The following is a 23,876-nucleotide window of genomic DNA, read 5'->3' as shown; positions in this document are numbered from 1 at the left end:
CGGACCTGCTCAGATCGTGTAGTGCACCCCTGCCACCGCGACCGCCACCTGGCCGTCAAATTCGGGAAGAGCCTCCGCAACAATCCGGTTGGCGTCCGTCCACACGGGCAGGTGCGTCAGCAGGAGCCGGCGGGCATTGGCCTTGGCCGCAGCCTGCGCCGCCCGCTTTCCGGTGAGATGGACGTCCTTGACTGCGTCATCACGGCCCTCTTCAAAGGCGGCCTCACAAAGGAAAAGGTTTGCATCCCGGGCAGCGTCGACGAGGCCGGGGCAGGAATCGGTATCGCCGGAATAGGTCAGGACGGCCACCCTGTCCACGCCGGTGCCGTCATATTCTCTGGTCTCCACCCGCAGGGCATAAGCCTCATCTACGGGGTGGTTCACGGCATAAGGGGTGATCCTAAATGGCCCCAGCTGAACGGTTTCGCGCTCGGTCCAGAGCCGGAAGTCAAATTCCTCGCGCATGCCCGGATCCGGATCCAGCCCATAGGCGGTTGCTAACCGATCCGCCGTCGCCGCCGGTCCCCAGACCGGAATCCGGCCCGCTTTCCAGCCGCTCGGGTCCCAGCGCACAGCTACGTGCAGGCCGCACAGGTCCATGCAGTGGTCCGGGTGCAGATGGGTGAGGAATATGGCGTCGATGTCCTGCAGATCCATGTATTTCTGCACCGCCCCGAGTGCGCCGCTGCCCAGGTCCAGCAGGATGCGCCAGGGCCGGACGCCGTCGTGTGCGGTCAGCAGATAGCACGACGCCGGCGACTGCGGGCCGGGGAACGAGCCGCTGCAGCCCACAATGGTCAGCTTCACAGCTGCCCGCCGGAGTAAGGCGATTTCCCGGCGGCAACCATCCCGGGGCTGATCCGTGCCATCGAACCCGTCGGGTAATGGGCCGCGACGTGGGACACCTGCTCCACGCTAAGCACCTCCGGCCCCAGGAACCGGCGGGCCAGCACCTCAAAGGTCGCCGCGTCCCCGGTGGCCAGGAAGCTGTGCACCGGCGCCGGCGCGGCGGTGCGCTCCAGATCGTGGCTGACCAGTGCCCGGTAGACGTCCTTGGCGGTCTCTTCCGCGCTGGAAACCAAGGTAACGCCGTCGCCCATGCAGTAGGAAATGACACCCGTCAGCAGCGGATAATGCGTGCACCCCAGCACCAGGGTGTCCACCTCAGCGGCCTTGAGCCCGGCGAGGTAGCGCTGCGCGGTGGAGAGCAGTTGCGGGCCGGCGGTTATCCCGGACTCCACGAATTCAACAAAGTCCGGGCAGGCCACCGAGGTAATCTGCAGATCCGGCGCGGCAGCGAAGGTGTCCTCATAGGCCCGCGAGGCGATGGTCGCCACGGTCCCGATGACGCCAACGCGCCCCGTACGGGTCGCTGCGACAGCCCGCCGGACCGCCGGCTGGATCACTTCGATCACGGGGATGGAGTACCGCGCGGTATAGCGCTCCCGTGCATCGCGGAGCACCGCAGCGGAGGCGGTATTGCAGGCAATGACCAGCAGCTTTACGCCGGAGTCCACCAACTCGTCCATGACACCAAGGGCATTTGCCCGGACGTCGGCGATGGGAAGAGGGCCGTACGGGCCCCGCGCGGTGTCCCCGACGTAGAGAATCGATTCATTGGGCAGCTGGTCGATGACGGCACGGGCGACGGTGAGTCCGCCGACGCCGGAATCGAAGATGCCAATGGGACGGTCCGCCCGGTCAGTGAATGCGCAGGTCATAATCGTCCCAGACTAAGGGGTCCGTGAGCCGCGTGGTAGTTTTGCCGCCGTCGGCTTGGTCACAGTGACGCACCGCCCCGGTCCGCCCGCCGGTCCGCCCGCCGGTCCCCGCCGGAGGCGCGCCCACCGGTTCAGCCACGGGCCCGGCCACGGTCCTTCAGGCCCAGCAGCATGGCTTGGACAAGACCTTCCTGCAGCCAGGAAACGAAGTTATAGACCAGCGCCAGGTAGCTGTCCACGTCGTCGGCCTGGGACCAGTCCTGCAACTGGTGGATCCGATCGGCGTCCGCTTCGCCGCGGATGCTCAACCGTTCGCCCAACACCAGCCGCACGTCATTTAAAGCCATCGCCCAGTGCTTGGCCTGCTCGTCATTGAGGACCATTTTGTCCGAATCCAGGTCCAGGTCAGCGGCCCGCAACGCGCCGATTTTATCCTCCCGCAGCGAGCGTTCGGTGAGCTGGCGGAATTCCAGGGCCATCGCCGTGGATGCCGGATCCACGGCCTTGACCACGTCCGGCAAGAGCCGTTTGAGCGCCGGATCCGTCGGGACGCTGACGTCCATATCGAGCCCGATCAGCGCCGCGAGCGGGTCTGCATGGGCCGCCGAGGCCGGCTCCAGCATGTCAATAATGTCGGCAAAAAGGTTGCGCAGCAAATCCCGTTCAGCCTGCTCCAACTGCCCCGTGATTCCCTTGCGACCGTATTTGAAAGCCTTCGCCACGTAGATCAGGACCCCGTATTCATGTCGTCTTTTTGCACGGTGGCCCAGAGACCGTACCCGTGCATGGCTGCGGCGTCGGCCTCCATTTTTTCCTTACCGCCATGCGCAACCGCGGAGCGCCCGTTCGTGTGTACCTGCATCATCAGCTCGGCCGCCTTCGCCTCGGAATAGGCAAAGTACGTCTGGAAAACGTAGCTGACATAACTCATCAGATTGACCGGATCGTTCCAGACAATCAGCACCCATGGCACATCCGGGGCGCTGAGCTCGTGGGTACGGGTTTCCCGGGCAAGATCGGGGGCGGTACTGACGGTCATGTGTCCATTCTAGTGTGGCCGCACTAGAGTAAATTTCGTGACTATCTCGCCTTCCTGGGACCAACCCGCCACCTCCTTGTACACGGACCACTACGAGCTGACCATGCTGCAGGCCGCGTTGCACTCGGGCGCAGCACACCGCCGCAGCGTCTTCGAAGCATTCGCCCGGCGCTTGCCGGATGGCCGGCGCTACGGCGTTGTCGGCGGGACGGGGCGGCTGTTGGAGGGAATCGAAAAGTTCCGTTTTGGCTCCGCCGAGCTGGAGTTCCTGGCCCGCAACAAGGTGGTCAATGACCAGACAATTGACTGGCTGGCGGGCTACAAGTTCTCCGGCAACATTTACGGTTATGCCGAGGGGGACTCCTACTTCCCCAACTCCCCCATCCTGATCCTCGAGGCGACCTTTGCGCAGGCCTGCGTCCTGGAGACCTATGTCCTCTCCGTGCTCAACCATGACAGCGCAATAGCCTCCGCCGCGTCCCGAATGGCCGGTGCCGCCGGCGGGCGGCCGTGCATAGAGATGGGTTCGCGCCGCACGCATGAGGAGTCCGCCGTCGCCGCCTCCCGCGCCGCCGTCATTGCCGGTTTCGCCAGCACCTCGAACCTGGAATGCGGGCGCCGGTACGGTGTGCCGACGGTGGGGACCGCCGCACATTCCTTTACATTGCTCCATGACTCGGAGCGGGCGGCCTTTGCCGCGCAGCTGCAGGCCCTGGGCGCGGATACCACCTTGCTCGTGGACACCTACGACGTCGAGGCCGCGGTGCGCACCGCCGTCGAACTGGCCGGCCCCGGGCTGGGCGGCGTCCGGCTGGATTCGGGCGATCTGCTGGCGCAGGCGCGCGAGGTGCGCACGCTGCTGGACTCACTCGGGAACACCGGGACCCGGATCACCGTGACATCGGATCTTGATGAATATGCCATTGCGGCCCTCGCCGCGGCGCCGGTGGATTCCTACGGCGTGGGCACCTCGCTGGTGACCGGGTCCGGCGCGCCGACGGCGGGCATGGTCTACAAGCTGGTCAGCCGGGAGGACGACGAGGGCACGTTCGTTCCGGTGGCCAAAATTGCCAAGAACAAAACGTCCCTCGGCGGGAGAAAGCATGCGCTCCGTCGCCGCGACGCGAAGGGCAAAGCCACGGCCGAGGTCATCGGCATCGGGCACCGGCCGCCAGATGACGGCGACGACCGGACGCTGCTCCAACAGTTCATGGCCGACGGCGTGCTGACGCCGGGTTGGACGGGTTCCGAAGGTGTGCGCCGGGCCGCCGAAAGACACCGCGCTTCGCTGGCCGAGCTGCCCGGCGCGGCCATGCGGCTCCAGCGCGGCGAACCCGTAATCCCTACCGAATTTGAGGAGGCATCATGACGCAGGCACTGATCATTGTCGACGTGCAGAATGATTTTTGCGAAGGAGGGTCACTGGCCGTCACCGGCGGAGCCGCCCTGGCCGCGGACGTCAGCGAGCTGCTGGACACCAGCGTGGACTATGACTATATCGTGGCAACCCAGGACTGGCATATCGCTCCGGGCGCGCATTTCTCCGACTCCCCCGACTTCATCACCAGCTGGCCGGTCCATTGCGTCGCGGACAGCCGCGGGGCCGCCCTGCACCCAGATCTGGACACCGAGAACATTGACGCGTACTTCCGCAAGGGCCAGTTTGATGCTGGCTACTCCGGCTTTGAAGGGCTGTTGGCACCGGAGGATGAAGTGCGCACCGGCGAGCACACACCTGGCGCTTCCGGTGGCATCGCGGATGATGAAGCTGAGGATGAGGATGAGGACGATGACGGTTTCGGTCCCGGCAGCCCGTCCGCGGCCGCGGGAACCGTCACGCTGGACGACTGGCTGCGGGAGCGCGACGTCGACTCGGTCACCATAGTGGGACTGGCGACGGACCACTGTGTCCGGGCCACCGCTTTGGATGCCCTGGAGGCCGGCTATGACACCACCGTACTGACCGACCTGATTGCCGGCGTCGCCCCGGACACGGCGGCGGCCGCACTCGAGCAGCTCACCGACGCCGGGGTGGAGCTCCGCCACTCCTGAGAACCCCCCGGCGCTGCCGCAACCGGGCTATTTACGCCCGATGAACCAGCCCTGCAGCTTCTTCAGCCGGTCCTGCAGCTGAACCTCATTGGCCTGCGCAACCGCCGGGCCCCCGCAGGTGCGCCGCAGCTCGCTGTGCACCAGGCCGTGCGCCATGCCCGATCGCGCCGACCAGGCCGAGACATTCTTGGCCAGCTCATTGCGCAGTTCGGTGAGCATCCGATGGTCCATCACGGCCGGTGCGCCGTCCGGGGCGGGGGCGGCGGCCGTGGAAGGGGACTTGCGGCGGCGGGACTGCTGCTCGGCCTGACGCTGGCGGAGCAGCACACTCATCTGATCGGCGTCCAGCAGCCCCGGAATGCCGAGGAAATCGAGTTCGTCCTCGCTTCCCATCTCGCCGCCGGTACCGAACTCGCCGCCGTCGAACAAGACCCGATCAAAAGATGCCTGCGATTCAAGAGCTTCAAACTTGAACTTTTCCAGCGTGTCCGAGCCTTTTTCCTCCCGGTTCGCCTCCAGCATCTCGGCGTCTTCGGTGACGAATCCGTCCGCTTCGGCCTCCGGCCTGTCCAGCGCATGGTCCCGTTCCAGTTCCAGCTGGTTGGCCAACACCATCAGGTTCGGCACGGACGGCAGGAACACCGATGCCGTTTCCCCGCGCTTGCGTGCCCGCACAAAGCGTCCCACTGCCTGGGCGAAAAACAGCGGCGTCGCGGTCGAGGTCGCGTACACACCCACGGCCAGCCGAGGCACGTCAACGCCCTCGGAGACCATCCGCACGGCGACCAGCCAGCGCTTGTGCCCGGCGGAAAATTCCTCGATTTTGTGCGAGGCCTTGGCATCATCGGAGAGAATCACCGTAGGAGATTCGCCAGTGATCTTCTTCAGCGTTCCGGCGTACGCGCGCGCGTCCTCGTGGTCGGTGGCAATGACCATGCCGCCGGCGTCAGGAACCGCCCGCCGCACCTCTGTGAGACGCTTATCCGCCGCCGCCAGGACGGAGGGAATCCATTCGCCGGCGGGGTTCAGCGCCGTCCGCCAGGCCTGGGAGGTAATATCCTTGGTCACCGGCGCCCCGAGCGAGGCAGACATCTCCTCCCCGGTCCCGGTGCGCCAGCGCATCTGGCCCGAATACGCCATAAACATCACCGGGCGCACCACGTGGTCCCGCAGCGCTTCGCCGTAGCCGTAGGTGTAATCGGCCCGCGAACGCCGGATTCCCTCGCGGTCTTCCACATATTCAACAAAGGGAATGGCTGCGGTGTCTGAGCGGAAAGGAGTCCCGGTCAGGGCCAGCCTCCGGGAGGCCGGCTCAAAGGCTTCACGGATCCCGTCGCCCCAGGACAACGCGTCGCCGCCGTGGTGGATCTCATCGAGAATCACCAGGGTCCGGGCCGCCTCCGTTTTGGCCCGGTGCAGCATCGGCTTGCTGGCAACTTGTGCATAGGTCACCGCCACGCCCATAAAACCGCGCCCGTGCTTGCCATCGGCGTTCTTGAAGTTCGGATCAATCGCGATCCCCACCCGGGCCGCGGCATCGGCCCATTGCCGCTTCAGATGGTCGGTCGGCGTCACAATGGTCACACGGTTCACCACGCCGCGCTCGATCAGTTCCGTGGCTATCCGCAGCGCAAACGTCGTCTTTCCCGCGCCGGGCGTCGCCACCGCCAGGAAATCCTGCGGCTCGGCGGCGAAGTAGTTCTCGATGGCCTGCGCCTGCCACGCGCGCAGCTTCGGGGCAGTTCCCCAGGCGGCGCGTTCGGGGTACGCAGGAGGCAGCGCCGGGCCGCCAAAAAGGGTGTCCGTCACAGCTGAATACCTCCGGGCCGGATGCACAACACTGCGACCCGTGCCGGGGCTAGCTCACCGACCGAAGGGTAAATGAAAACCGTCAGCACTTATTTATCGGAGCCCGACTTGTCTTTGCCCTTGTCTTTACCCGGGCGCAATCCGTCGTAGATGGACTTGCACTCCGGGCAGACGGGGAACTTTTCCGGGTCGCGGCCGGGCGTCCAAACCTTGCCGCAGAGGGCAATCACGGGCTCGCCGGACATCGCGGACTCCATGATTTTCTCCTTGCGCACATAATGCGCAAAACGCTCGCTATCGCCCGGTTCCACCTCTTGGCGCAGTTCCTCGCGCTCAATGGTGGCGGTGGACGTACCGGTGCCAAGCGGGGCCCGCATCGGGTCGGATTCGAAGGGGTCTGGAGGCATACTCATGGTCTCCATCCTAGCCGTTGACGCTTCACCGGTCATGTCTGCAAACGAGCTGTTGTCCACTCGGGCGGCAGAGCTGCAGGCGTTCAAGTACGACGGCGGCAGTGCAGATGCACCGAGACGGCGCCCGCCGCCGTCGTGCCGTTACGACGGGGGCGTCCTCACTGGTGGAAGGGAAGCGCCGTTCCGTTATCAAAGGAAAGGACTCCTTGGGCGGGTGTAAAAGTAAACCACTTGCCGTCGTCCTTGGTCAGAAAAATGATCAATCTACGACTAGTTTCCAGTGGGTCGCCGTCCGGGTAGGAGACGCCCCCCGTGCACGTTTCAGGCATGGCAGAGATCTGCATCGTATTGGCGCCCGTGTCTCCCTTAAGGACTTTTTCAATTTTCACAAGATGGGTCTGCGCCGTGTAACCATAAATGCTGGTCTGCCCGTCTTGGCTCAGCGGCTTACCTATCACCACCACGCCGGCTTGATTAAAGATGTCTTGAGGGGTGTCAAAATGCACCCAGTCGACGCACGTCCCAGAAGTGGTGCCTGACACGATGCCGTACCCGGTTAGCCAGAGAGATGATCCGACCCCAGACAGCACTAGTGCCGCGATTCTCCTCATCACATGAACCTACGCGCGTTCCAAAAACCGGTCCATGCGAACCTTCCTATTGGAATTGAAACGAGACCGGATGCCTGTCTCCCGAAATCTATCCCGCATGAGGTTCCCTTATGAAACACCCCTCTACGCCAGCCCGCTGGTTTTCGGTGTCTCGTCCGCCACCCTCTTACGGGAGTAGCCTCTGAATGCGCTGTTTCTCTGCCATCACGAAAACAGCCCAGGATGAATGCGTCCGGTCATGGCCGTGTTTGTTAACGTTGGAACTATTCTGATACTCACTGGCGGTTTCCTCATCTTCCTCCGGCGCTGCGGTGGCTGGTGACACGCAAACCCCGTCACCACTGACCGGCGGTGCGCAAAATCTGGTGCCGCCGCCACTGGCCCCCAGCATTGTGGGCACTACGAGAAGGAAGCCGTGATGACTACCCGCAACCGTGGGCTCGCTCTTTTCAGATTCTGGTTCGCCGCCCTGGGGCTGCTTGCAGTCACAGTTCAACTAGCCCACCTGCTAACAAACGTGCCCGGCGCGTCTGCTGCGAATTACTTCAGCTACTTCACTATCGAATCCAATGTCATCGCCTTTATCACCTTGGCAATAGCGGGCACCTGCGCCTGGAAAGGCCAGAATCCTCGGTCGCTTGATCTCCTGCGTGGTGCAGCGACTATTTATATGACCATCACCGGGATTGTCTACAGCCTTCTCTTGAGTGACATCGACGTTAATACCCCCATCCCTTGGATCAACGTAGTGCTCCACTACACAATGCCGACCATCATGGTGATCGACTGGCTCGTGGACCTCCCGAAGACCAGAATTCCCCTGCGGACATCCTTGATCTGGCTGGGATTTCCTCTGCTGTACCTGATCTACAGCCTCGCCCGGGGGCCGATCGCTGGATGGTACCCCTATCCTTTCCTTGACCCACGGATAGGGGGCTACGCTGCCGTCGCAACTATGTCCGTGGCCATCGCCGCCGGAGCTTTCGTTTTCGCCGCCATTGCAGCGCTTTCCACCAGACTCCACACCCTAACAACCGTGCCCGACACCGCAGTTAAACCCAGCGAATTACTCACACCGCCCCGACCCTAAAGCACGAACGGGAAGCGGCGGCCGGCCTGGTCGGCGCTGAATAGCCTCCCCGGTGCGCGAAAAAACCATTCCAACCCGAGCTCCCATTTATCCCCATTAACGAGTAATCATGGGGCACCATCTTTCGATCAAAACTCGTCCCGCAAGCCAATCCCTCATCGGGCAATAGCGTGCCCGACGAGCCACCGTCTAACGGGCATGTAGAGAAACCGCGTTAGGCTCTAGTGTGGCCTCACGAGATCAAAACGCCCTTCGGCAAGGACCTCGAAATAAGTACTTGGGCCGCCTGCACGCAGGACCGGTTGGGCGAGAGCCGTCTGATAAATACCCTCGGGAATCAGGGCCTCATCGATGTGCACCGCGATGACTTCGCCGATCGTGAGCACGCCGGTAGAAGTGTGTCCGGCTGCACCACGCAATGGAATGACATCGCTGACCCTGCATTCAAAACTCACCGGCGAGGCTGCAACTCGCGGCGCACTGATATCAACAGAATCGGCGGCTTCCAAGCCGGATGCGAGGAATTCATCAACGTTGGCCATCGTTGACGTTGCGTTCATCTGCTCCGCGAGGGCGCGCGTAACCAGGTTCCAGGTGAACTCACCGCTCAGCTCAGCGTTCCGCGCGGTGTGCTTACGCGAAGTACTCGAGAAACCAATAAGTGGCGGCGTGTATGAGAATGCATTGAAGAAGCTGTACGGTGCGAGGTTGCGAACGCCATCAGGGGAAAGTGTTCCGATCCAACCGATCGGACGCGGCCCGACAATTGCATTGAACGGATCATGCGGAAGCCGATGGCCCTCGGCTGGGCGGTAGAAATGCGAAATCATACTTTCAGTCAATCATCAATCGACAGCTCAGAAGTGCTCGACTGGTCCAGGCCCGCTGCCAAACACTCACGGACAGTGCGCTCAGCGCGCTACTCATTCTCGGAATCTCTCAAAGGACTAGTCAGATCCATGGTTCGGTTCCATGGAGAATGATGCCTGCCTGTTGCGGACTGGTGTCGCTGGAGGCTTGGCTTACGGAAGGACTTTGGCTAGCTTCCATCGGCAAGCTTCATGCCAGTGGTTAGCTGCGTCGGCGAGGCCTTAACATTCGATTTTTTGCCGTTTTCTGGAGCCACCCCACTAACGACCAGGACCGGGGGCCTTGGCGTCCTTGGGATGTGCCGATGAGTCAGGTTGGTCTGGCTGGCTTGGGGGATGAGACGGGACGAGGTGATGGTCATGGGTGCTCTCCTCCAGCTGGTGTTGTGGACATTCATTGGTTCTCCATCGAGCTACGCCCGGCGTGCCGCCGGTCCAGTGGGGTGTGTCAAAAGCCTTGAGCGAGATCAGCGTGACTCCCATGTCGCGGACCTTCATGAGGAGCCCATGCAGCTCTGATTGGTCCGAGACGAGACCGCTGAGGCTGGTCGTGCCGTCGCTATCGCGGGTCAGGGTGAGGTCAGCGAACCAGACAGACCAGTGGTCGTCGAGGTGCCCACCGACCCGGAACTCGTAGTGCGTGGGGGCGCGGTGTCCTGGCCGTGGGCTCATTGGAAGCTGGCGAATGCTGCTCGGGCGTGCGCTCGTCGGGGCGCCGACCGGCGGATGAGGTACTCGGCGACAGCTAGGTTGATGGCCCAGCCAGCGCCCAGGCTCAGATCGGTGGTGGGTTCGCTGGTGCCGAAGACCGCTTTCCCGATGCCCAGGGTAAACACTTGGGTGCCGGCCCCGAGAGCCAGTGCGTAGGCGCGTGTCATCCAGGCCCGGTGGTGGGCGACGTCGCCGTGGCGGATCGCGGTGAAGCCGAGGATGATGCTGGCGGCCATGCCCGATCCGAACGCGAGCCGGAAGACGTGGGCCAGTTCCCCGGTGCCGGGCTGGCGGGGGTAGAACTGCGTCATCCAAAGAGCTGAGAACGCCACGGCCAAGCCCAGCACCACCAGGACCCGTCCGGCCACCCGGTGCCGGCCGGGCCGGCGGCGCCTGAGCCCGGCGGAGAACTGGAAGGCGCCGAGGACGGCGTACAGCACGGCGCAGACGATGTGCACGGCCACAGGCACGGGCGAGACTGTGATGCGCGGGTTGGCCGGAATCAGGGGCGGACCACCAGCGAGCTCAACCAGGCGCAGAGAGCCGGCAATGGCGGGCACCAAAACGAGGGTGACCAGGGCGAACGGCACCCACCCGGGCGACCGGGCGGGGCGGGGTGCCGCATGGTCGGTCACTTGGCGCCAGCGGGGTCTAGCCGCGAACTGACAGGACTGGTCCCGGGCTGAGCGGCCGAGGTGCGCTGCTCGCGCCACAGGGAGTAGCCGAGGCCGACCAGAGCCACGCCGACAGGAATGGCGAACAGTCTGTAGTTGACCTGCGGGAGCACCATTGTCCCGATGGTGGCGACCGTGCCAACGGAGAGGAGTGCGGCAGCCCACCGGGTGAGAATGTTGGCGCGGAAGAGGGCAATGCCGAAGACAAGTCCGCCGGCCAGATAAAGGATGCCGGTGACCAGGTTGACGGTCGGAAACAGGCCGATGTCGCCGGTCGCGGTGCCTCCGGTGGCCACGGCGAGGACGTCGTTGGCGTAGCCGGGTGCGCTGTGAGCCAGGGACGGGATGATGGACAGGCCAACCACTTCGATGCTCATGAGTGCGAGCCAGCCGGTGCCGAACATGACGTACCCGATCAGACCGGGCACTCCGGTCTGCTTCACCTGGCGCAGGTACATCCCGGTGATGCCGGCGAACGCCAGTGCCGCCATGAGGACCTTGAGGGATTCGCGGACCGCGTACTCGGTCGTGGTGGCGAAGTTCGCGTCCACGTGAGGATGATTGATCTGAAGTCCGATGAACAACAGTCCTGCGGTGGCAGCGGCAACGCCGGCCGCCCGGGTGAGGATGGTGGTGGTGATAATCATGTCCGGCTCCTGGTTCGGGATGTCCGTGGCGGGGTGCCGCGGGGTATCTCCAATGTAGGAAGGCATGTGATGACTGAGCATCACATCGCGATGTGATTGATGTGGTGATTTCTGCAGCCATGGTGCCAGCCCGCCTTCAGCAGGCACCGGTTACCGGCAGCCTAGAGGAGGCCATCGTTGCGGGCGCGGCGGACGGCGTCGGGGCGGCTGGTTACGTTGAGTTTGGCGAAGATGTGCTTGGTGTGGGTGCGCAGCGTGTTGATCGAGACGAACAGTTGGCGCGCGATCTCGGGGCCGCTCAGCTCGCTGGCCAGCAGTCCGAGCACCTGTTGCTCCCGCTCGCTCAACGTCACCTGGGCGCCGGTCATCGGGCGGGCGCCGGTCATCGCGCCGGCGGCCAGCAATCGACGCGCGTGCCCTCCAAGGAACCCGGCGCCTGCTTGGGCGGAGCGGAGAAGGGAAATCATGGGTATGCCCTCGTCGAGGAACAGCCGCACGAAGCCCTCGGGCTCGGGCGCCGCGGCCAGGGCTTGGTCCAGCATCTCGAGGGCGAGCGGCCGGTGTCCTTGCGCGTCGTGGGCGAGCGCCTGCAGCATCCGGATCTCCAGGACGCTGCCCTCGCGTCCAGATGCGTGGGCCGGCTCGTGAAGCCTGTCCAGCAGGGCGACCGCGTCGTCGAGTGCGCTGGCGTGGTTGTGGGTGCGGTACTGAGCCAGGAAGAGCCGAACCAAGGTGAGGTGGTCGAACTCGCGCAGATAACTAGGGTCATCGGTGGCGGACAGGCCGCGGTCACTGGCCCAGTTGGCGGCCGAAGCTAGGTCGCCCTGAGCGATCCGGAGCCGGGTCCTCATGGCCGCGATGGGGTGTACATCGGGGAAGAAGCCGCGCAGGTAGAGGCGCTCTGCCTGGTCCAGGAGGCGGATCGCCCCGTCCGGGTCCCCGCCATCCTCCTGGACGTGGGCCGCTGCAACGAACCACCTGTACCGATGCTCCGCCACTGAGGCCCTCTCGCCTACGGCCTTGGCGGTATCGAGGTGCCGGGTGGCGGAGTCAAGGTTGGCGACCTCCCGGTCGAGCTCGGCAAGCCCGATGTGAAGGCCGGCGGTCGGCACCGGAACGGGCCCTCCCCGTTCTCCTCCGCCGGCGTTGGCCAATTTGAGCGCGTCTTCATAAAGCCAGCGGGCCCTGCTCGGTCGTCCGGCCGCGATCCACATCTCGGCGAGCACGACAGTGCTGCTGAGTTCCTCGACTGGGTTCCGGGCCGCGTGCAAGCTCGTTACCGCTTGCGGAAACGTCTGCAACGCGGTCTGCACGTCCCCCTGCGCCCAGGCTGCGAGTCCGAGGAACCCGGCTCCGGCGCTGCGGGCGAGGTGATCCTCGGGTCCGGCGAGCTCGAGAACCCGTCGGGCATGGTGGGTCGTGCCGGCCACATCACCGCGCGCCTGGGCCAGTGAGGCCCGGTAGGTGGCGATGGTCATCGGCAGGGTTCGCAGTTCATCGGTATCCGCCCACGTCACACTCGGCGTGCCCGCGAGTTCTCGTTCGGCGTCGTCGAGGCGGGCCTCTACCCCGTCGAGGTCACCCGAGACCATGAGCATCCAGCCGTAGAAGACGCTGAGGACAGGCCGACGGCGCACCTCCTGATCGGGCAGCGCCTTGAGCCAGCCGAGCAGCGACGCGTCCTGCCGGGTGCGCCGGATTTCCGGCACCGCAAGCTCGATCAACTGACCCGCACGATCGTAGTCGCTGGCGGCGAAGGCATGGCGGATCGCGTCCTCCAACAGGTTGTGCTGCTCATACCAGACGCTGGCAGCCTGGTGCAGCGTCCGCACCCGTTCGCGGTCCTCGGCGAGCATGCGTACGCGGAGGCCGTCGGCGAAGAGGTGGTGGTAGCGGTACCACTGCCGGCGGTCGTCCAGTGGGACGACGAAGAGGTTGGCACGCTCCAGATGCTCGAGCATGCGACTGCCGTCGGTGCCGCCGGTGAGCGCGTCACACAGCGGACCTGTCAGCCGCTCCAGCAGTGCGGTTTGGAGAAGGAAGCTGCGGACTTGCTCGGGCTGGTGACCGAGCACCTCCTCAACGAGATAGTCCAGGACGAAGCGGTTGCTTCCGGTGAACGCGTCGATGAACGCGGAGACGTCATCAAGGTTCCGAAGCGAGAGCGCGGCGAGCTGGAGACCGGCGACCCAACCCTCGGTTCGGGTCTCGAGCGCACTGATGTCGCCGACCGACAGGCTCAGACCCATGACCTGGTTTAGGAAGTCCTCGGCTTCGTCGTGGTTGAAGCGCAGGTCGGAGGCTCTCAGCTCGGTGAGCTCACTGCGGGTTCGCAGGCGGGCCAGTGGGAGCGGCGGGTCCGACCGGCTCACGATAAGCAGATGCAGTTGGGCAGGGAGATGGTCAACGAAGAACGTGACTGCGTCGTGGACCGCCGGTGCCTCGATAGCATGGTAGTCGTCCAGGACGAGGACGGTTTGCCCGGCTGCCGCCGTGAGGTCGTTAATGAGCGCAGTCAGTGTCGTCTCGACGGGAATAGGTTGGGTGGCGCCCAGGAGGGTGAGCGCGTCAGCGCCGAGGCCCTCATCGAAACGTTGAAAAGCGGCGATCAGGTGCGTCAGGAAGCGCGCGGGGTCGTCGTCGCCATCATCGAGGGAGAGCCAGGCCACGCGCGTCTCTGATCGGCCGCGAGTGACGTGCTCGATCCAGTCGATGACCAAGGTTGTCTTACCGAAGCCCGCCGGTGCCGAGATGAGCGTGAGCCGGTGGCCGGAGTCGAGTGCAGCGTCAAGCTGCTCGGTGAGTCGTAGGCGTGCGACGAGGCGAGTGCGCCGTCGTGGCACGAAAAGCTTGGTGGCCAGCACTGGCGTGCGCATAACCCGATCTTAGGGGCGATTGGGGTTTTTTTGGTGGCGGTTGGGCCCGGGGCTCGGATGGAATTAGGTCTTATTTCTGTGTACAAGGACCATACCGACCGGTCTGTCTGGTTTTACGTGTAGTGTCTGCTTCTGATGAAACACTCCCAACGCCTCTTAGCCGACCTGACCGATACGTCAGCCCCGTCTCCGGTGATTCCTCCTGGCGCGCGGGAGCGAATTATGGTTGCCGCCTATGAGTTATTCGCCCAGCGTGGGATCCGCGATGTCGGCATCGCGGAACTGATATCGCGGGCCGGGGTTGCCAAGGCGACCTTCTACGGACACTTCGCTTCAAAGGACGATCTGGTCCTGGCCTTCTTGGAACGCTGCCATCAGGTCTGGACTGTCGAGCAGATCATCTCCGAGTCCAGAAGGAGGGCCGATACTCCTACAGCCCAGTTGCTGGCCATTTTCGATGTTTTGGACGGGTGGTTCCGCCGTGACGATTTCGAGGCCTGTTCCTTCATAAACACCATGCTGGAAATGGGCGCCACCCATCCATTGGGGAAGGCCGCAGCCGGCTATCTGGCCCAGGTGCGGGACTTCATGCGGACTCTCGCCACGGAAGCAGGTCTTGAGGAACCAGACCGTTTTGCCAGGTCCTGCCACATCCTGACGAAAGGCTCCATCATCTCCGCCGTAGAGGGAGATAAGGAAGCCGCCGTTTGGGCCAAAAGTATGGCCGTCTCCCTCATCGCAGATCACGGAGGCGGCACCCAATTGACCCCACCAAGGCAAGGAAGCACCTGACTGGATAACGAAAGGCCCCTGTTGCCGGCACGTACCCGTAGTCATGATGCACTCCGACCTTGAAGGGCCGTCCATGCCAGTGCCGCCGACACCACCCGCGCCCGACCCGTCTGTATCGCCGTGTCGCGAAATTGAAGAACGGGCTGAACGCGTAGGCCTGCGGGCTCTGACCGGGCTGCTGGGCCGTATAGCAGAGGGCGACAACGACGCGTTTGAGGAATTTTTCGCACAGACCAACAAAAAAGTGTTCGCGACGATCCGGGCCGTTCTTGTGTCAACGGAGCTCAGCGAGGATACCTCCCAGGAGGTGTACATGCAAGTGTGGAAAACAGCGGACCGGTTCGATCCGGAACGGGGGTCCGCGATGGCGTGGCTGCTGACCATTGCCAGGCGCCGCGCTGTGGACCACGTGCGAGCCGAACAATCCCACCGCAACCGCCAGACACGTTTTGCATCGACGAGTCACTCCACCGACCACGATGTGGTGGCAGAGACGGCCGCTATGATCTTTGAGGCTGAGGACGTCAACCGTCATTTACTTTCGCTATCGGCACTCCAGCACGCCGCAATCAATCTTGCCTTCTTTGATGGCCTGACGTATGCCGAAGTGGCGAACATCCTGAATGTGCCGCTGCCAACGGTAAAAAGCCGGATTCGGGACAGCATTTTCAAGCTACGCCACGCAATGACGGAACCTTCAAGCACGTGAGAGTCTTGTTGTGTGAAAACTGGAGGGGGCTCTGACCGGCGTCAAACGGGAGACCTCCAACGCTAGGGACCGCATCGACGATGTAGTTCCAATAGCCCTGGCTGAGATCGAGCGCGCCCTCATTCACCAACGAACCATAGTCGGCCGCGCCTCAGTCCCGGCACGCGGGCGCGAGGGCGGTCAGCCGTGCAGGATGAACCCGGCCCAGGTCCGCCTGGTCGTGGCCACCATGGGGCAACAGGAGAATACACGCGGCGCTGCTGCGCAGGTTCGCGCCGGTGGGGAAACCATCGACGCTTATGGCCCCAGAGGCTCCAAAGCAAGAATTCTTCGGATGATACATTGAAAATCCAGTCCTCTCACGCGAATGACAAGGAATGCCTGCCCACGCCTCGAACGTCTCCAGCTCCTTTCCACCAGATTTGTTGTCGTCGCGATCGCATCAATCGAAAGCAGCAGACATGAACCAGAAGTGCGTGGCCATCGTGGGCGCCGGTCCGGGCGTCAGCGCCGGTGTAGCCAGGAAGTTTGGAGCCAATGGCTTCACGGTGATCCTGCTGGCCAGGAACCCGGCATCACTTGAGCTTCGGGTATCGGAGCTCCAGAGCGCCGGCATCGAGGCCCACGGCGTCGTCGCCGATGTGACCGACCTGCAGAGCCTGCAGTCGGCTTTCGCCAGCATCCAGGCCGAACACGGAATCTTGGATGCTTTGGTCTACAACGCCGGAGCCAACACGATTGCCAACCCCTCCGTCCTGAACGCCGCGGACCTGACCCGGGATTTCATGGTCAACGTAGTCGGGGCGCTGAACTGCGCCCAGCTGGCGGCGCCCGCCATGATTGCACGGGGTTCGGGTTCCATCCTTTTCACCGGAGGACTACTGGCCTTGAATCCCGTTGCGTCCAGGGCATCGGCCTCCATCAGCAAGGCCGGACTACGCAACCTGGCCCTAACCCTGGCCGATGAGCTTGCCGAGCAGGGCCTCAAGGTCGGCACCGTGACCATAGGCGGCGTCGTCCAGGCCGGCACGTTCTTCGATCCGGATTTGATCGCCGAGGCCTTTTGGGACCTGCACACTGGAAAGTCAGCAGGCGAGGTCCTGTACGTGCAGCCGTAAGCGTGATCCAACGAACCGCTTCAGGGTTTCAAATGATCTTGTAACCTGGGACAGTTTCATTTGCGGGGCTAGTGTTGCCGGCTGGGTAGACTGGCAGGAGTATTTGGGTCGGGTGCACCGGGAGGCAGGGACGGTGCACACTCTTTTGTTAAACGGGTAAAAGATGACCACACCAAAGTCCGCGCTTGTCGACGCCACGGCCGGGTCCTGCCCTGAACCGGCCGGCAGCCCCTCAGCGGGCCCGGGTCCGGCGAATAGAGGGGGCCGCTATGGTCTTCTTCCACGCCTGGCCGGGAACGGCTATATCCCGCTGGGCCTGTTTGCCCGCGTGCCGCTCGCTATGCTCACCATCGGCGTTCTCACCCTCGTTACGGCCATCAGCGGGTCCTATGCCATTGGCGGCTTTGCCGCCGGTTCCGTCGGTGCCGGTGCGGCTGTCGGTGCGCCGTTGGTTGGCTACTTGGCGGACCGGCTCGGCCAAAAGCCGGTCCTGTTGGTCGCCGCGGTGGCCAACTCGCTGATCGTTGGCGCCGTCGTCGCCCTGGTGTATGCCACGGGGGAATACACTGGCGGGCGGACCTTGGCTGTCCTGGCCGCGGCTCTGCTGGCCGGGGCCACCTCCCCGCAGGTGGGGCCGCTGTCGCGGGTGCGGTGGATGGCGCTGAGCAGGCGGCTGCCCAGGGACCAGCGCGGGCCGGTCATTGACACGGCACTGTCGCTGGAAGGCACCGCAGACGAGGTCACCTTTGTGCTGGGGCCGGCCCTGGTGAGCCTGCTGGCCTCGCTCGTCGCGCCGTGGTTGCCGCTGGTTTTGGCCGCCGCTATGACTCTGGTCCTCGTGACGCTGTTCGCCGTCCACCCCACCCACACAGTTGTCAACGCCCGCAGCGTCGGGTATTCAGGAAACGCCGGTTACGTACCCAAGGAATCGGTGAACTGGTTCAAGGTGGCGGTCCCGGTGGCCGGCATGCTGTGCATGGGGACGTTCTTCGGCTCAGCCCAGACCGCCTTGACGGCCTTCACCGGCGTCCATGGCTCGGTCGACCAGGCAGGGCTCATGTACGCCGCCATGGGTGCAAGCTCGGCCCTCGCCTCTTTGTCCGTGGCCTACTGGCCGCTCGCCTTCACCCACGCCTGGCGGTGGGTGCTGGTATCCATGCTCATGGTGGCCGGCGCAGCCGCGTTCTTCCTGCCGGACTCCCTGAGCACCATGATTGTTGTGTTGCTGCTGGTGGGCATCCCGGTTGGACCGGCCATGGTCACCATCTTCAGCGTAGGCAGTGTCATCGCCCCTCCGCAGTGGATGGGCACGGTCATGACGGCGCTGGCCAGCGGCATTCTCGCCGGCATCGCGTTAGGTTCCTCGATCTCCGGTGCGCTGGCACAGTCTGCCGGCTATCAGGCGGCGTTCATTGTCCCCCTCGCCGCCGCCGGGGCGCTCCTGCTCCTGGGCCTGGTGTCCGCCATGGTGCTGCGTCAGGTGAAGGCCGAGTCGCACACGTGAATGGGCGGCTCGGCTCGTTCACTGGCCGCTGATCCTGGAATAGGTGGCCGGCGCCATGCGGGCCGCGCCATCGTAGCGGCTTCGGCTTAGAGGCCCTGCCAGTTCGGTTTGTTGTCATAGGTGTGTCGGTAGAAATCGGCCAACTGCAGGGACGACGCGGCGGCCTCGTCGAGCAGGACCGTGACGTGCGGGTGGAACTGGAGCACGGAAGCCGCGCAGATGGCGGCGACCGGACCCTCGACGAAGTCCCGGACAGCTTGGGCCTTGTGCGCACCGGTGGCCACGAGCAGCACGTGCCGTGCATCCATAATAGTCCCGAGTCCCTGCGTCACGACGTGGTGCGGCACCTGATCAATGCTGTCAAAAAAGCGCGCGTTGTCCCGCCGCGTCTGCTCCAGCAGCGTCTTGATCCGGGTCCGCGAAGCAAGCGACGAGCCGGGCTCATTAAAGCCGATGTGGCCATCGGTGCCGACGCCCAGAATCTGCAGGTCCACGCCGCCGGCTGCCTTGATAGCATCCTCATAGCCCTGGCAGGCCGCGAGCACATCCTTGGCGGACCCGTCGGGACCGTGCACATTCTCGGCGGCAATATCCACGCGGTTCGTGAATTCCCGCCGGATCACCTCACGGTAAGACTCGTGGTGACCGACCGGTAGACCCACGTATTCATCGAGTGCATAGCCCTGGGCCTGCGCAAAGCTGAGCCCGTGATCGCCGTGCCGACGGGCCAGTTCATCGTAGATCGGCAACGGGGATGAACCCGTGGCAAGCCCGAGCACCGCGGCCGGTTTCCGGCGGACCAGTGCCTCGATGGCGTCGGCGGCCAAGGCGCCTATTTCTTTGCTGCTGGGGAGGATTACTACCTCCATGGTTCACTGCCTTTCCCTCACCGGGGCTGCCGCTCGGAACGCGGTAATACGGCGAATTGATATCAAACCAAATTTCGGGCTTACATCGAACTTATCCCATGTCCTACCTAAGCTCCAGTGGCGGCGGAAGGCTTTCGGCGTCGTCGGGCATTCTATCTATGCCGTACGGGCAGCGCCGAGTTCGCTACCTCGCCTTGACCAAGGCGGCCAACAGCTCCGGTGCGCGCTTGTCGTAGAGCCTGCCGCCGAGCACAATCCCCACACTCAGCAGCACCATGCCCAGTACGAGCCCGACCGCAAGGCAGATCCAGCCAAACACCGGCCGTCCGGTGCCAAAAGCCACCGCCGTGAGGATGATTTCCGGAAGGACCAGCACGCCCAAGCCGACGTAGCCGCCCAACTGCGTGCCCAGCACGGCAAAATTGTTCCCCGGGCGGGACTTAAACGGGCTGTCCCCCGGCGCCGGTGCGTTGTAGGTGAACCACGCGGACACCACACTGGACAATCCCAGGCCGCTGAGCGCCAACCCCAGCGTCAGGCCCATCAGCGCGGGCAGATAGATCCAGCTGGAGTTCACCGCTGCCCCCACCAGGTTGTAGATCAGGCCCAGCGGGACCGCCAATACACCGCACGCAAGGGCCCGGCCGGCCCGGTCCGCCCGGCCGCGGACCCCTGAGCCAACGTGCAAGGCAAAAGCCGTGTTGTCGTACGAAATGTCCGCGGAGATGGACCAGACCAGGAAGAAAACGGCAATGGCTCCGGCAAAGTTCAATATTCCAAGCGAGCCGCTTTGCAGCGCCGGAACGGTGAAGACCAGCGGAATGACCGCCGCTGTGATCAGACTGACGGTGTACCGCGGATCCCGAAGCCAGTAGATCATGGCTCGTGCGGCAACTGCCCCTGCCTCAGTCCCGGGGAAGAGATCGAACGCACCCAGCTTACCGCCGGTTCGCCGCACGCCGGCGCTATGCACGGGCGTCACCAGCGCCTTGGCAAGGCTGATCTTCCACAGCCAGGTCAGCACAGCCAGCGTTGCGAGGGCAATCAAAAACTTCAGCGCCGCTTGGCCTGGGGATCCTGCGGCGAGATCAGCGGGCACGGACCAGACCGCCCCCAGGGGTGTCCAGGACAGGGTCTGCGCAAAACCGGGCAGCACGTCCGCTGCGTTCTCGACCCCCCTTCTGAGCCCGCTGATTATCGGCCCCAGCAATATCAACGGCAGAAACAGCAGCACCCCGCTGACATCTTTGAACCGCCGCGAGGAGGACAAGTTGGTGCTGGCCGACGTGATGGCCCTGGACGCAACAATGCATGTGAGCACCGCGAGCACCGCGCAGACTGCCGCGGCCAGCATCGCCAGCGGGTGCCGCCACCAGGTTCCCACCGTCCCGAGCGAGGCCAGCAGCGTGATGGCACCGGGAATACCGAGGAACCCGGAAAACGCCAGACCGGCCAGCAATTGCTTCATGGGAACAGCGAAGGTGGTAAAGCGCGCGGGGTCCAAAGTCATGTCCACGCCGGACGCGAAGACCGGGATCACCAGCCAGCCAAGGACGACGGCGGACCCGGCCAGGACGATGACGGTCTTGGCCAGCTCAACGTCCGCCGCACTCAGGGCCAGCAGACCTATGACGGCGATGGTCAGCACACCGAGCCCATAGAGGCCGCCGATGATCAGTCCCACCAGCTGCCACGGGCTGCGCCGCAGCGAATTGCGCAGCAGCGTGAGCTTGAGCCTCAGGAGGTCCGCAACCATGCCAGACCCCCCGTTTCGTGACGTCCACCGACCAGCTGCACAAAGCGATCTTCCAGGCTGGCACCTGCCCGGACTTCATCCACCGTCCCGGCAGCGAGCACATTTCCGCCGGCTATGACGGCCACATGATCACACATCCGCTGCACCAGGTCCATGACGTGGCTGGAGACGATGACGGTGCCGCCGGAGCTCACATAGCTGTGCAGGATGTCGCGGATATTCGCCGCGGAGACCGGGTCTACTGATTCGAAGGGCTCGTCCAGGACCAACACCCGGGGAGCGTGAATCAGGGCGGAGGCGAGGGCAATCTTTTTGGTCATTCCAGCGGAATAGTCTACGACCAGGGTGCCGGCGTCCTTCGCCAGATCGAGGGCTGCCAGCAGGTCCTTCACACGCTCCTTCACGGTCTCCCGATCCATCCCGCGCAGTAGGCCCGCATACGTCACGAGTTGTTCCCCGGACAGCCTGTCGAAGAGCCGAACGCCGTCCGGCAGGATGCCCATTAGCCGCTTGGCCTGCAGCTGGTGCTCCCAGACGTTGACCCCATGCACCCACACTTGGCCGGAATCCGGACGCAGCAGGCCGGTGGCCATCGAAAGGGACGTGGTCTTTCCGGCGCCGTTCGGTCCAACGAGCCCGTAGAACGAGCCCGAGGGCACGTCGAGGTCGATGGCGTTGACGGCGACCTTGCCGTTGAATCGCTTGGTCAGGCCGCGCAGAACCAGGGCCGGGGGGCTGTCCGTGGCTGCGCCGGGTGCCGCCATGGAGGTTTCTGTCGCTTCGGGGTCCGCAGGACGGGCAGCATCCGGGAGAACGGGGCGTGATGAGCTGTTCGGGATGTCGGTCATACCGGCCACGCTAGCAGTCTGTCGATTGGCCGCGGGACATCAAAAAGGATGATTTTCCCGTACTTCGCGGCAGGGGCGCTAGTACTTCGCCCGGGCGGCCGCGCGTTCATATTGCGGTGCCCATGCCAGCTCGACGCCGAGATCGTGCGCCGCCCGCTGCCACCAGTGCGGATCCCGCAACGCCGCCCGGGCCAGGAAAACGGCGTCGGCCAGACCTGTTGCCAGCAGGTGCTCCGCCTGTTCCGCCGTCGAGATAAGCCCGACGGCGGCGGTCGCCACCCAGGCCTCGCGGCGGATCTGCTCGGCGAACCCGGTCTGGTATCCCGGGCCTACGGGAATGCTGGCACCGGGGACCGCGCCGCCGCTGAAGACATCGATCAGATCCACGCCGTGCGCTGCAGCAACGTGGGCCAGTCGAACGGAACTCGCTGAATCCAGGCCTCCGGCAGCCAGCCGGTAGCGGAGGGCCAGGGCCGCTCCCCCAGCGGCGAACTGCCCCAGATGCGGCAGGTGCCAGTCGGCCGGTACCCCGGGAGCCCGCACAGGATCCGAAGAATACGGCACATGGGCGAAACCCAGCCGCGGTGGGACAGCTCGAGGGAGCGTAGGGAGAAAGGCGCAAACAGTTTGGACGTGGTCGCAGTCAACCCAACAAGGCTGTCCCTTAAGTCATTCCTCGAGGCCTCGGATTACCGGCCTTAGAACAGCGCCCGGGCCAGTGACTGCCGGGCCTTGGACACCCGCGGATCCGTCACGCCGACGACGTCGAATAGTTCCAGTAGGCGGATCCGTGCGGTTTCCCGCTCCGGACCGAAGTTCGCGCTGATGAACGCAAGAATACGGCCAAAGCCGTCCTCCACATGTCCTCCGACAATATCCAAATCCGCCACGGCCAGCTGCGCGTCAACATCGTCCGTTTTCTGCGCCGCAGCGTGCCGCAGGGCAGCGGCCTGCTCCGTGTCAATGGCGGAGGTCCGCTGCATCAAATGCACCTGTGCTAATCCGATTTTCGCATCAGCGTCTGCAGGCTGATCGGCCAGCGCCCGGCGGTACGCAGTTTCAGCAGCGTCGTAATCCCCTGCTTCAATGGCATCGAACGCCTCCTGATGCAGCGGCGGCAACGGCGGTGGCGTCGGTTCCGCGTCGGCAGCCGCCGGGTCTGCGCCCAGATTGCCGCTGACGCCGTTCGCTGCCGCCACCTTCAAAAGCTCATCCAACAGCCGGCCCACCTGGTCCTCCGGCATCTCACCTTCAAAAAGCGGCACCGGCTGGCCGTTGATGAGGGCAACCACGGTTGGAATAGCCTGCGCAGCAAAGGCCTGCGCGATCTGCGGACTTGCCTCCGCATCGACCCGGGCCAGTAACAGCCGGCCGGCGTATCCGCTCACCAGTCGCTCCAACATGACATTCAGTGTGCTGGACTGGCCGGACCATGCTGCCCCGAGGGAGACCACAACAGGGACCTGCGCGGAAACCTGGACCAACTCCTGGAAGCTTTGCTCGGTGACATCCACTGCATACCCGGCTGCGGCGCCGTCGGAACCGTCGCCGGGTTGGCCGTTCCCGGGAGCGGCACCGCCTCCCGGCGAAGCGACGGCCGGACCTGCGGGCCGGGGCTTTTTCAACGCGGAAAGGTCCACTGCACCGCGGAGGTTGACGCCGGCAGCGAAGGCTGGATTTACGGGAACGGAACCTGGTTGACTCATGGATTTACTCTATCTGCGGCAAATGCCGCGGGAGGGACCGGGAAAGCTCGGGCGGGGTGGAG

23 protein-coding genes are annotated in these 23,876 nt (G+C 64.2%); 7 read left to right on the top strand and 16 right to left on the bottom strand.

The features are described 5' to 3' along the window. Nucleotides 1-9: 9 nt before the first annotated feature. The 4 genes from OS914_RS10790 to clpS form a co-directional block, all read right to left on the bottom strand. Nucleotides 10-807 carry an MBL fold metallo-hydrolase gene (locus OS914_RS10790; protein ID WP_267546066.1) on the bottom strand — a complete coding sequence of 266 codons (798 nt, stop codon included), beginning with the start codon at nucleotides 805-807 and terminating at the stop codon, nucleotides 10-12. After that, nucleotides 804-1,721: a glutamate racemase gene (gene murI / locus OS914_RS10785; protein ID WP_267546065.1), complete on the bottom strand. Its 918-nt coding sequence runs from the start codon at nucleotides 1,719-1,721 to the stop codon at nucleotides 804-806. The genes OS914_RS10790 and murI overlap by 4 nt, the downstream gene beginning before the upstream one ends. A gap of 131 nt (nucleotides 1,722-1,852) precedes the next feature. Continuing rightward, nucleotides 1,853-2,443, bottom strand: coding sequence for a DUF2017 domain-containing protein (locus tag OS914_RS10780; protein ID WP_267546064.1), 591 nt, complete (start codon nucleotides 2,441-2,443; stop codon nucleotides 1,853-1,855). A gap of 5 nt (nucleotides 2,444-2,448) precedes the next feature. Next, nucleotides 2,449-2,760 (bottom strand): ATP-dependent Clp protease adapter ClpS, encoded by a 312-nt coding sequence (clpS, locus tag OS914_RS10775; protein WP_267546063.1) that lies wholly within the window; start codon nucleotides 2,758-2,760, stop codon nucleotides 2,449-2,451. 37 nt (nucleotides 2,761-2,797) lie between these two features. Here clpS and OS914_RS10770 point away from each other — a divergent pair, with 37 nt between their 5' ends. Together OS914_RS10770 and OS914_RS10765 are read left to right on the top strand one after the other, a co-directional pair. Then, nucleotides 2,798-4,129 (top strand): nicotinate phosphoribosyltransferase, encoded by a 1,332-nt coding sequence (locus OS914_RS10770; protein WP_267546062.1) that lies wholly within the window; start codon nucleotides 2,798-2,800, stop codon nucleotides 4,127-4,129. Continuing rightward, complete coding sequence (locus OS914_RS10765; protein WP_267546061.1) at nucleotides 4,126-4,812, top strand: isochorismatase family protein; 687 nt, start codon at nucleotides 4,126-4,128, stop codon at nucleotides 4,810-4,812. The genes OS914_RS10770 and OS914_RS10765 overlap by 4 nt, the downstream gene beginning before the upstream one ends. A gap of 27 nt (nucleotides 4,813-4,839) precedes the next feature. Here the strand turns inward: OS914_RS10765 and OS914_RS10760 are convergent, their stop codons facing one another. The 3 genes from OS914_RS10760 to OS914_RS10750 all read right to left on the bottom strand — a co-directional run bounded on the left by OS914_RS10760 (nucleotide 4,840) and on the right by OS914_RS10750 (nucleotide 7,576). After that, entirely contained in the window at nucleotides 4,840-6,621 is a 1,782-nt protein-coding gene (locus OS914_RS10760) for a DEAD/DEAH box helicase (RefSeq protein WP_267546060.1), read from the bottom strand. A gap of 89 nt (nucleotides 6,622-6,710) precedes the next feature. Further along, the gene (locus tag OS914_RS10755; RefSeq protein ID WP_267546059.1) at nucleotides 6,711-7,034 is read right to left on the bottom strand and encodes a DUF3039 domain-containing protein; all 324 of its coding nucleotides are present in this window, start codon (nucleotides 7,032-7,034) and stop codon (nucleotides 6,711-6,713) included. A gap of 158 nt (nucleotides 7,035-7,192) precedes the next feature. Further along, complete coding sequence (locus tag OS914_RS10750; RefSeq protein ID WP_267546058.1) at nucleotides 7,193-7,576, bottom strand: hypothetical protein; 384 nt, start codon at nucleotides 7,574-7,576, stop codon at nucleotides 7,193-7,195. A 487-nt stretch (nucleotides 7,577-8,063) separates the two neighbouring features. Between OS914_RS10750 and OS914_RS10745 the strand changes: the two genes are divergently transcribed. Beyond that, nucleotides 8,064-8,735 (top strand): Pr6Pr family membrane protein, encoded by a 672-nt coding sequence (locus OS914_RS10745; RefSeq protein ID WP_267546057.1) that lies wholly within the window; start codon nucleotides 8,064-8,066, stop codon nucleotides 8,733-8,735. Nucleotides 8,736-8,956: 221 nt separating this feature from the next. On the opposite strand, the gene OS914_RS10740 is transcribed toward OS914_RS10745, so the two are convergent. From OS914_RS10740 to OS914_RS10725, 4 genes are all read right to left on the bottom strand, one after another. Continuing rightward, entirely contained in the window at nucleotides 8,957-9,565 is a 609-nt protein-coding gene (locus OS914_RS10740) for a flavin reductase family protein (protein WP_267546056.1), read from the bottom strand. Between the two features lie 707 nt (nucleotides 9,566-10,272). Then, nucleotides 10,273-10,950: a DUF2306 domain-containing protein gene (locus OS914_RS10735; protein ID WP_267546055.1), complete on the bottom strand. Its 678-nt coding sequence runs from the start codon at nucleotides 10,948-10,950 to the stop codon at nucleotides 10,273-10,275. After that, nucleotides 10,947-11,702 (bottom strand): hypothetical protein, encoded by a 756-nt coding sequence (locus tag OS914_RS10730; protein WP_267546054.1) that lies wholly within the window; start codon nucleotides 11,700-11,702, stop codon nucleotides 10,947-10,949. Before OS914_RS10730 ends, OS914_RS10735 begins: the two co-directional genes overlap by 4 nt. Before the next feature lie 95 nt (nucleotides 11,703-11,797). After that, nucleotides 11,798-14,512, bottom strand: coding sequence for a winged helix-turn-helix domain-containing protein (locus OS914_RS10725; protein ID WP_267546053.1), 2,715 nt, complete (start codon nucleotides 14,510-14,512; stop codon nucleotides 11,798-11,800). A 222-nt stretch (nucleotides 14,513-14,734) separates the two neighbouring features. Between OS914_RS10725 and OS914_RS10720 the strand changes: the two genes are divergently transcribed. From OS914_RS10720 to OS914_RS10705, 4 genes are all read left to right on the top strand, one after another. After that, nucleotides 14,735-15,304 (top strand): TetR/AcrR family transcriptional regulator, encoded by a 570-nt coding sequence (locus tag OS914_RS10720; RefSeq protein ID WP_267546052.1) that lies wholly within the window; start codon nucleotides 14,735-14,737, stop codon nucleotides 15,302-15,304. Between the two features lie 43 nt (nucleotides 15,305-15,347). Next, nucleotides 15,348-16,013 carry a sigma-70 family RNA polymerase sigma factor gene (locus OS914_RS10715; RefSeq protein WP_267546051.1) on the top strand — a complete coding sequence of 222 codons (666 nt, stop codon included), beginning with the start codon at nucleotides 15,348-15,350 and terminating at the stop codon, nucleotides 16,011-16,013. Between the two features lie 461 nt (nucleotides 16,014-16,474). After that, complete coding sequence (locus OS914_RS10710; protein ID WP_267546050.1) at nucleotides 16,475-17,131, top strand: SDR family NAD(P)-dependent oxidoreductase; 657 nt, start codon at nucleotides 16,475-16,477, stop codon at nucleotides 17,129-17,131. A 163-nt stretch (nucleotides 17,132-17,294) separates the two neighbouring features. Beyond that, entirely contained in the window at nucleotides 17,295-18,635 is a 1,341-nt protein-coding gene (locus OS914_RS10705) for an MFS transporter (RefSeq protein ID WP_267546049.1), read from the top strand. An 86-nt stretch (nucleotides 18,636-18,721) separates the two neighbouring features. Here the strand turns inward: OS914_RS10705 and nagB are convergent, their stop codons facing one another. From nagB to OS914_RS10680, 5 genes are all read right to left on the bottom strand, one after another. Next, nucleotides 18,722-19,504: a glucosamine-6-phosphate deaminase gene (gene nagB / locus OS914_RS10700; protein ID WP_267546048.1), complete on the bottom strand. Its 783-nt coding sequence runs from the start codon at nucleotides 19,502-19,504 to the stop codon at nucleotides 18,722-18,724. 184 nt (nucleotides 19,505-19,688) lie between these two features. Then, the gene (locus OS914_RS10695) at nucleotides 19,689-21,260 is read right to left on the bottom strand and encodes a transporter (protein ID WP_267546047.1); all 1,572 of its coding nucleotides are present in this window, start codon (nucleotides 21,258-21,260) and stop codon (nucleotides 19,689-19,691) included. Continuing rightward, a complete protein-coding gene (locus OS914_RS10690) occupies nucleotides 21,242-22,024 on the bottom strand; it encodes an ABC transporter ATP-binding protein (RefSeq protein ID WP_267546105.1) in 783 nt (260 codons plus the stop codon). The genes OS914_RS10695 and OS914_RS10690 overlap by 19 nt, the downstream gene beginning before the upstream one ends. Before the next feature lie 162 nt (nucleotides 22,025-22,186). Beyond that, complete coding sequence (locus OS914_RS10685) at nucleotides 22,187-22,672, bottom strand: oxidoreductase (protein ID WP_420713931.1); 486 nt, start codon at nucleotides 22,670-22,672, stop codon at nucleotides 22,187-22,189. Nucleotides 22,673-22,806: 134 nt separating this feature from the next. Next, nucleotides 22,807-23,814 (bottom strand): tetratricopeptide repeat protein, encoded by a 1,008-nt coding sequence (locus OS914_RS10680; RefSeq protein ID WP_267546046.1) that lies wholly within the window; start codon nucleotides 23,812-23,814, stop codon nucleotides 22,807-22,809. Nucleotides 23,815-23,876: the final 62 nt, after the last annotated feature.

The organism is Arthrobacter endolithicus, assembly GCF_026627425.1.
Classification (GTDB): Bacteria; Actinomycetota; Actinomycetes; order Actinomycetales; family Micrococcaceae; genus Arthrobacter_M.
The sequence above is the reverse complement of the archived record's forward strand: the minus strand, read 5'-3'. Positions and strand labels throughout refer to the sequence as shown.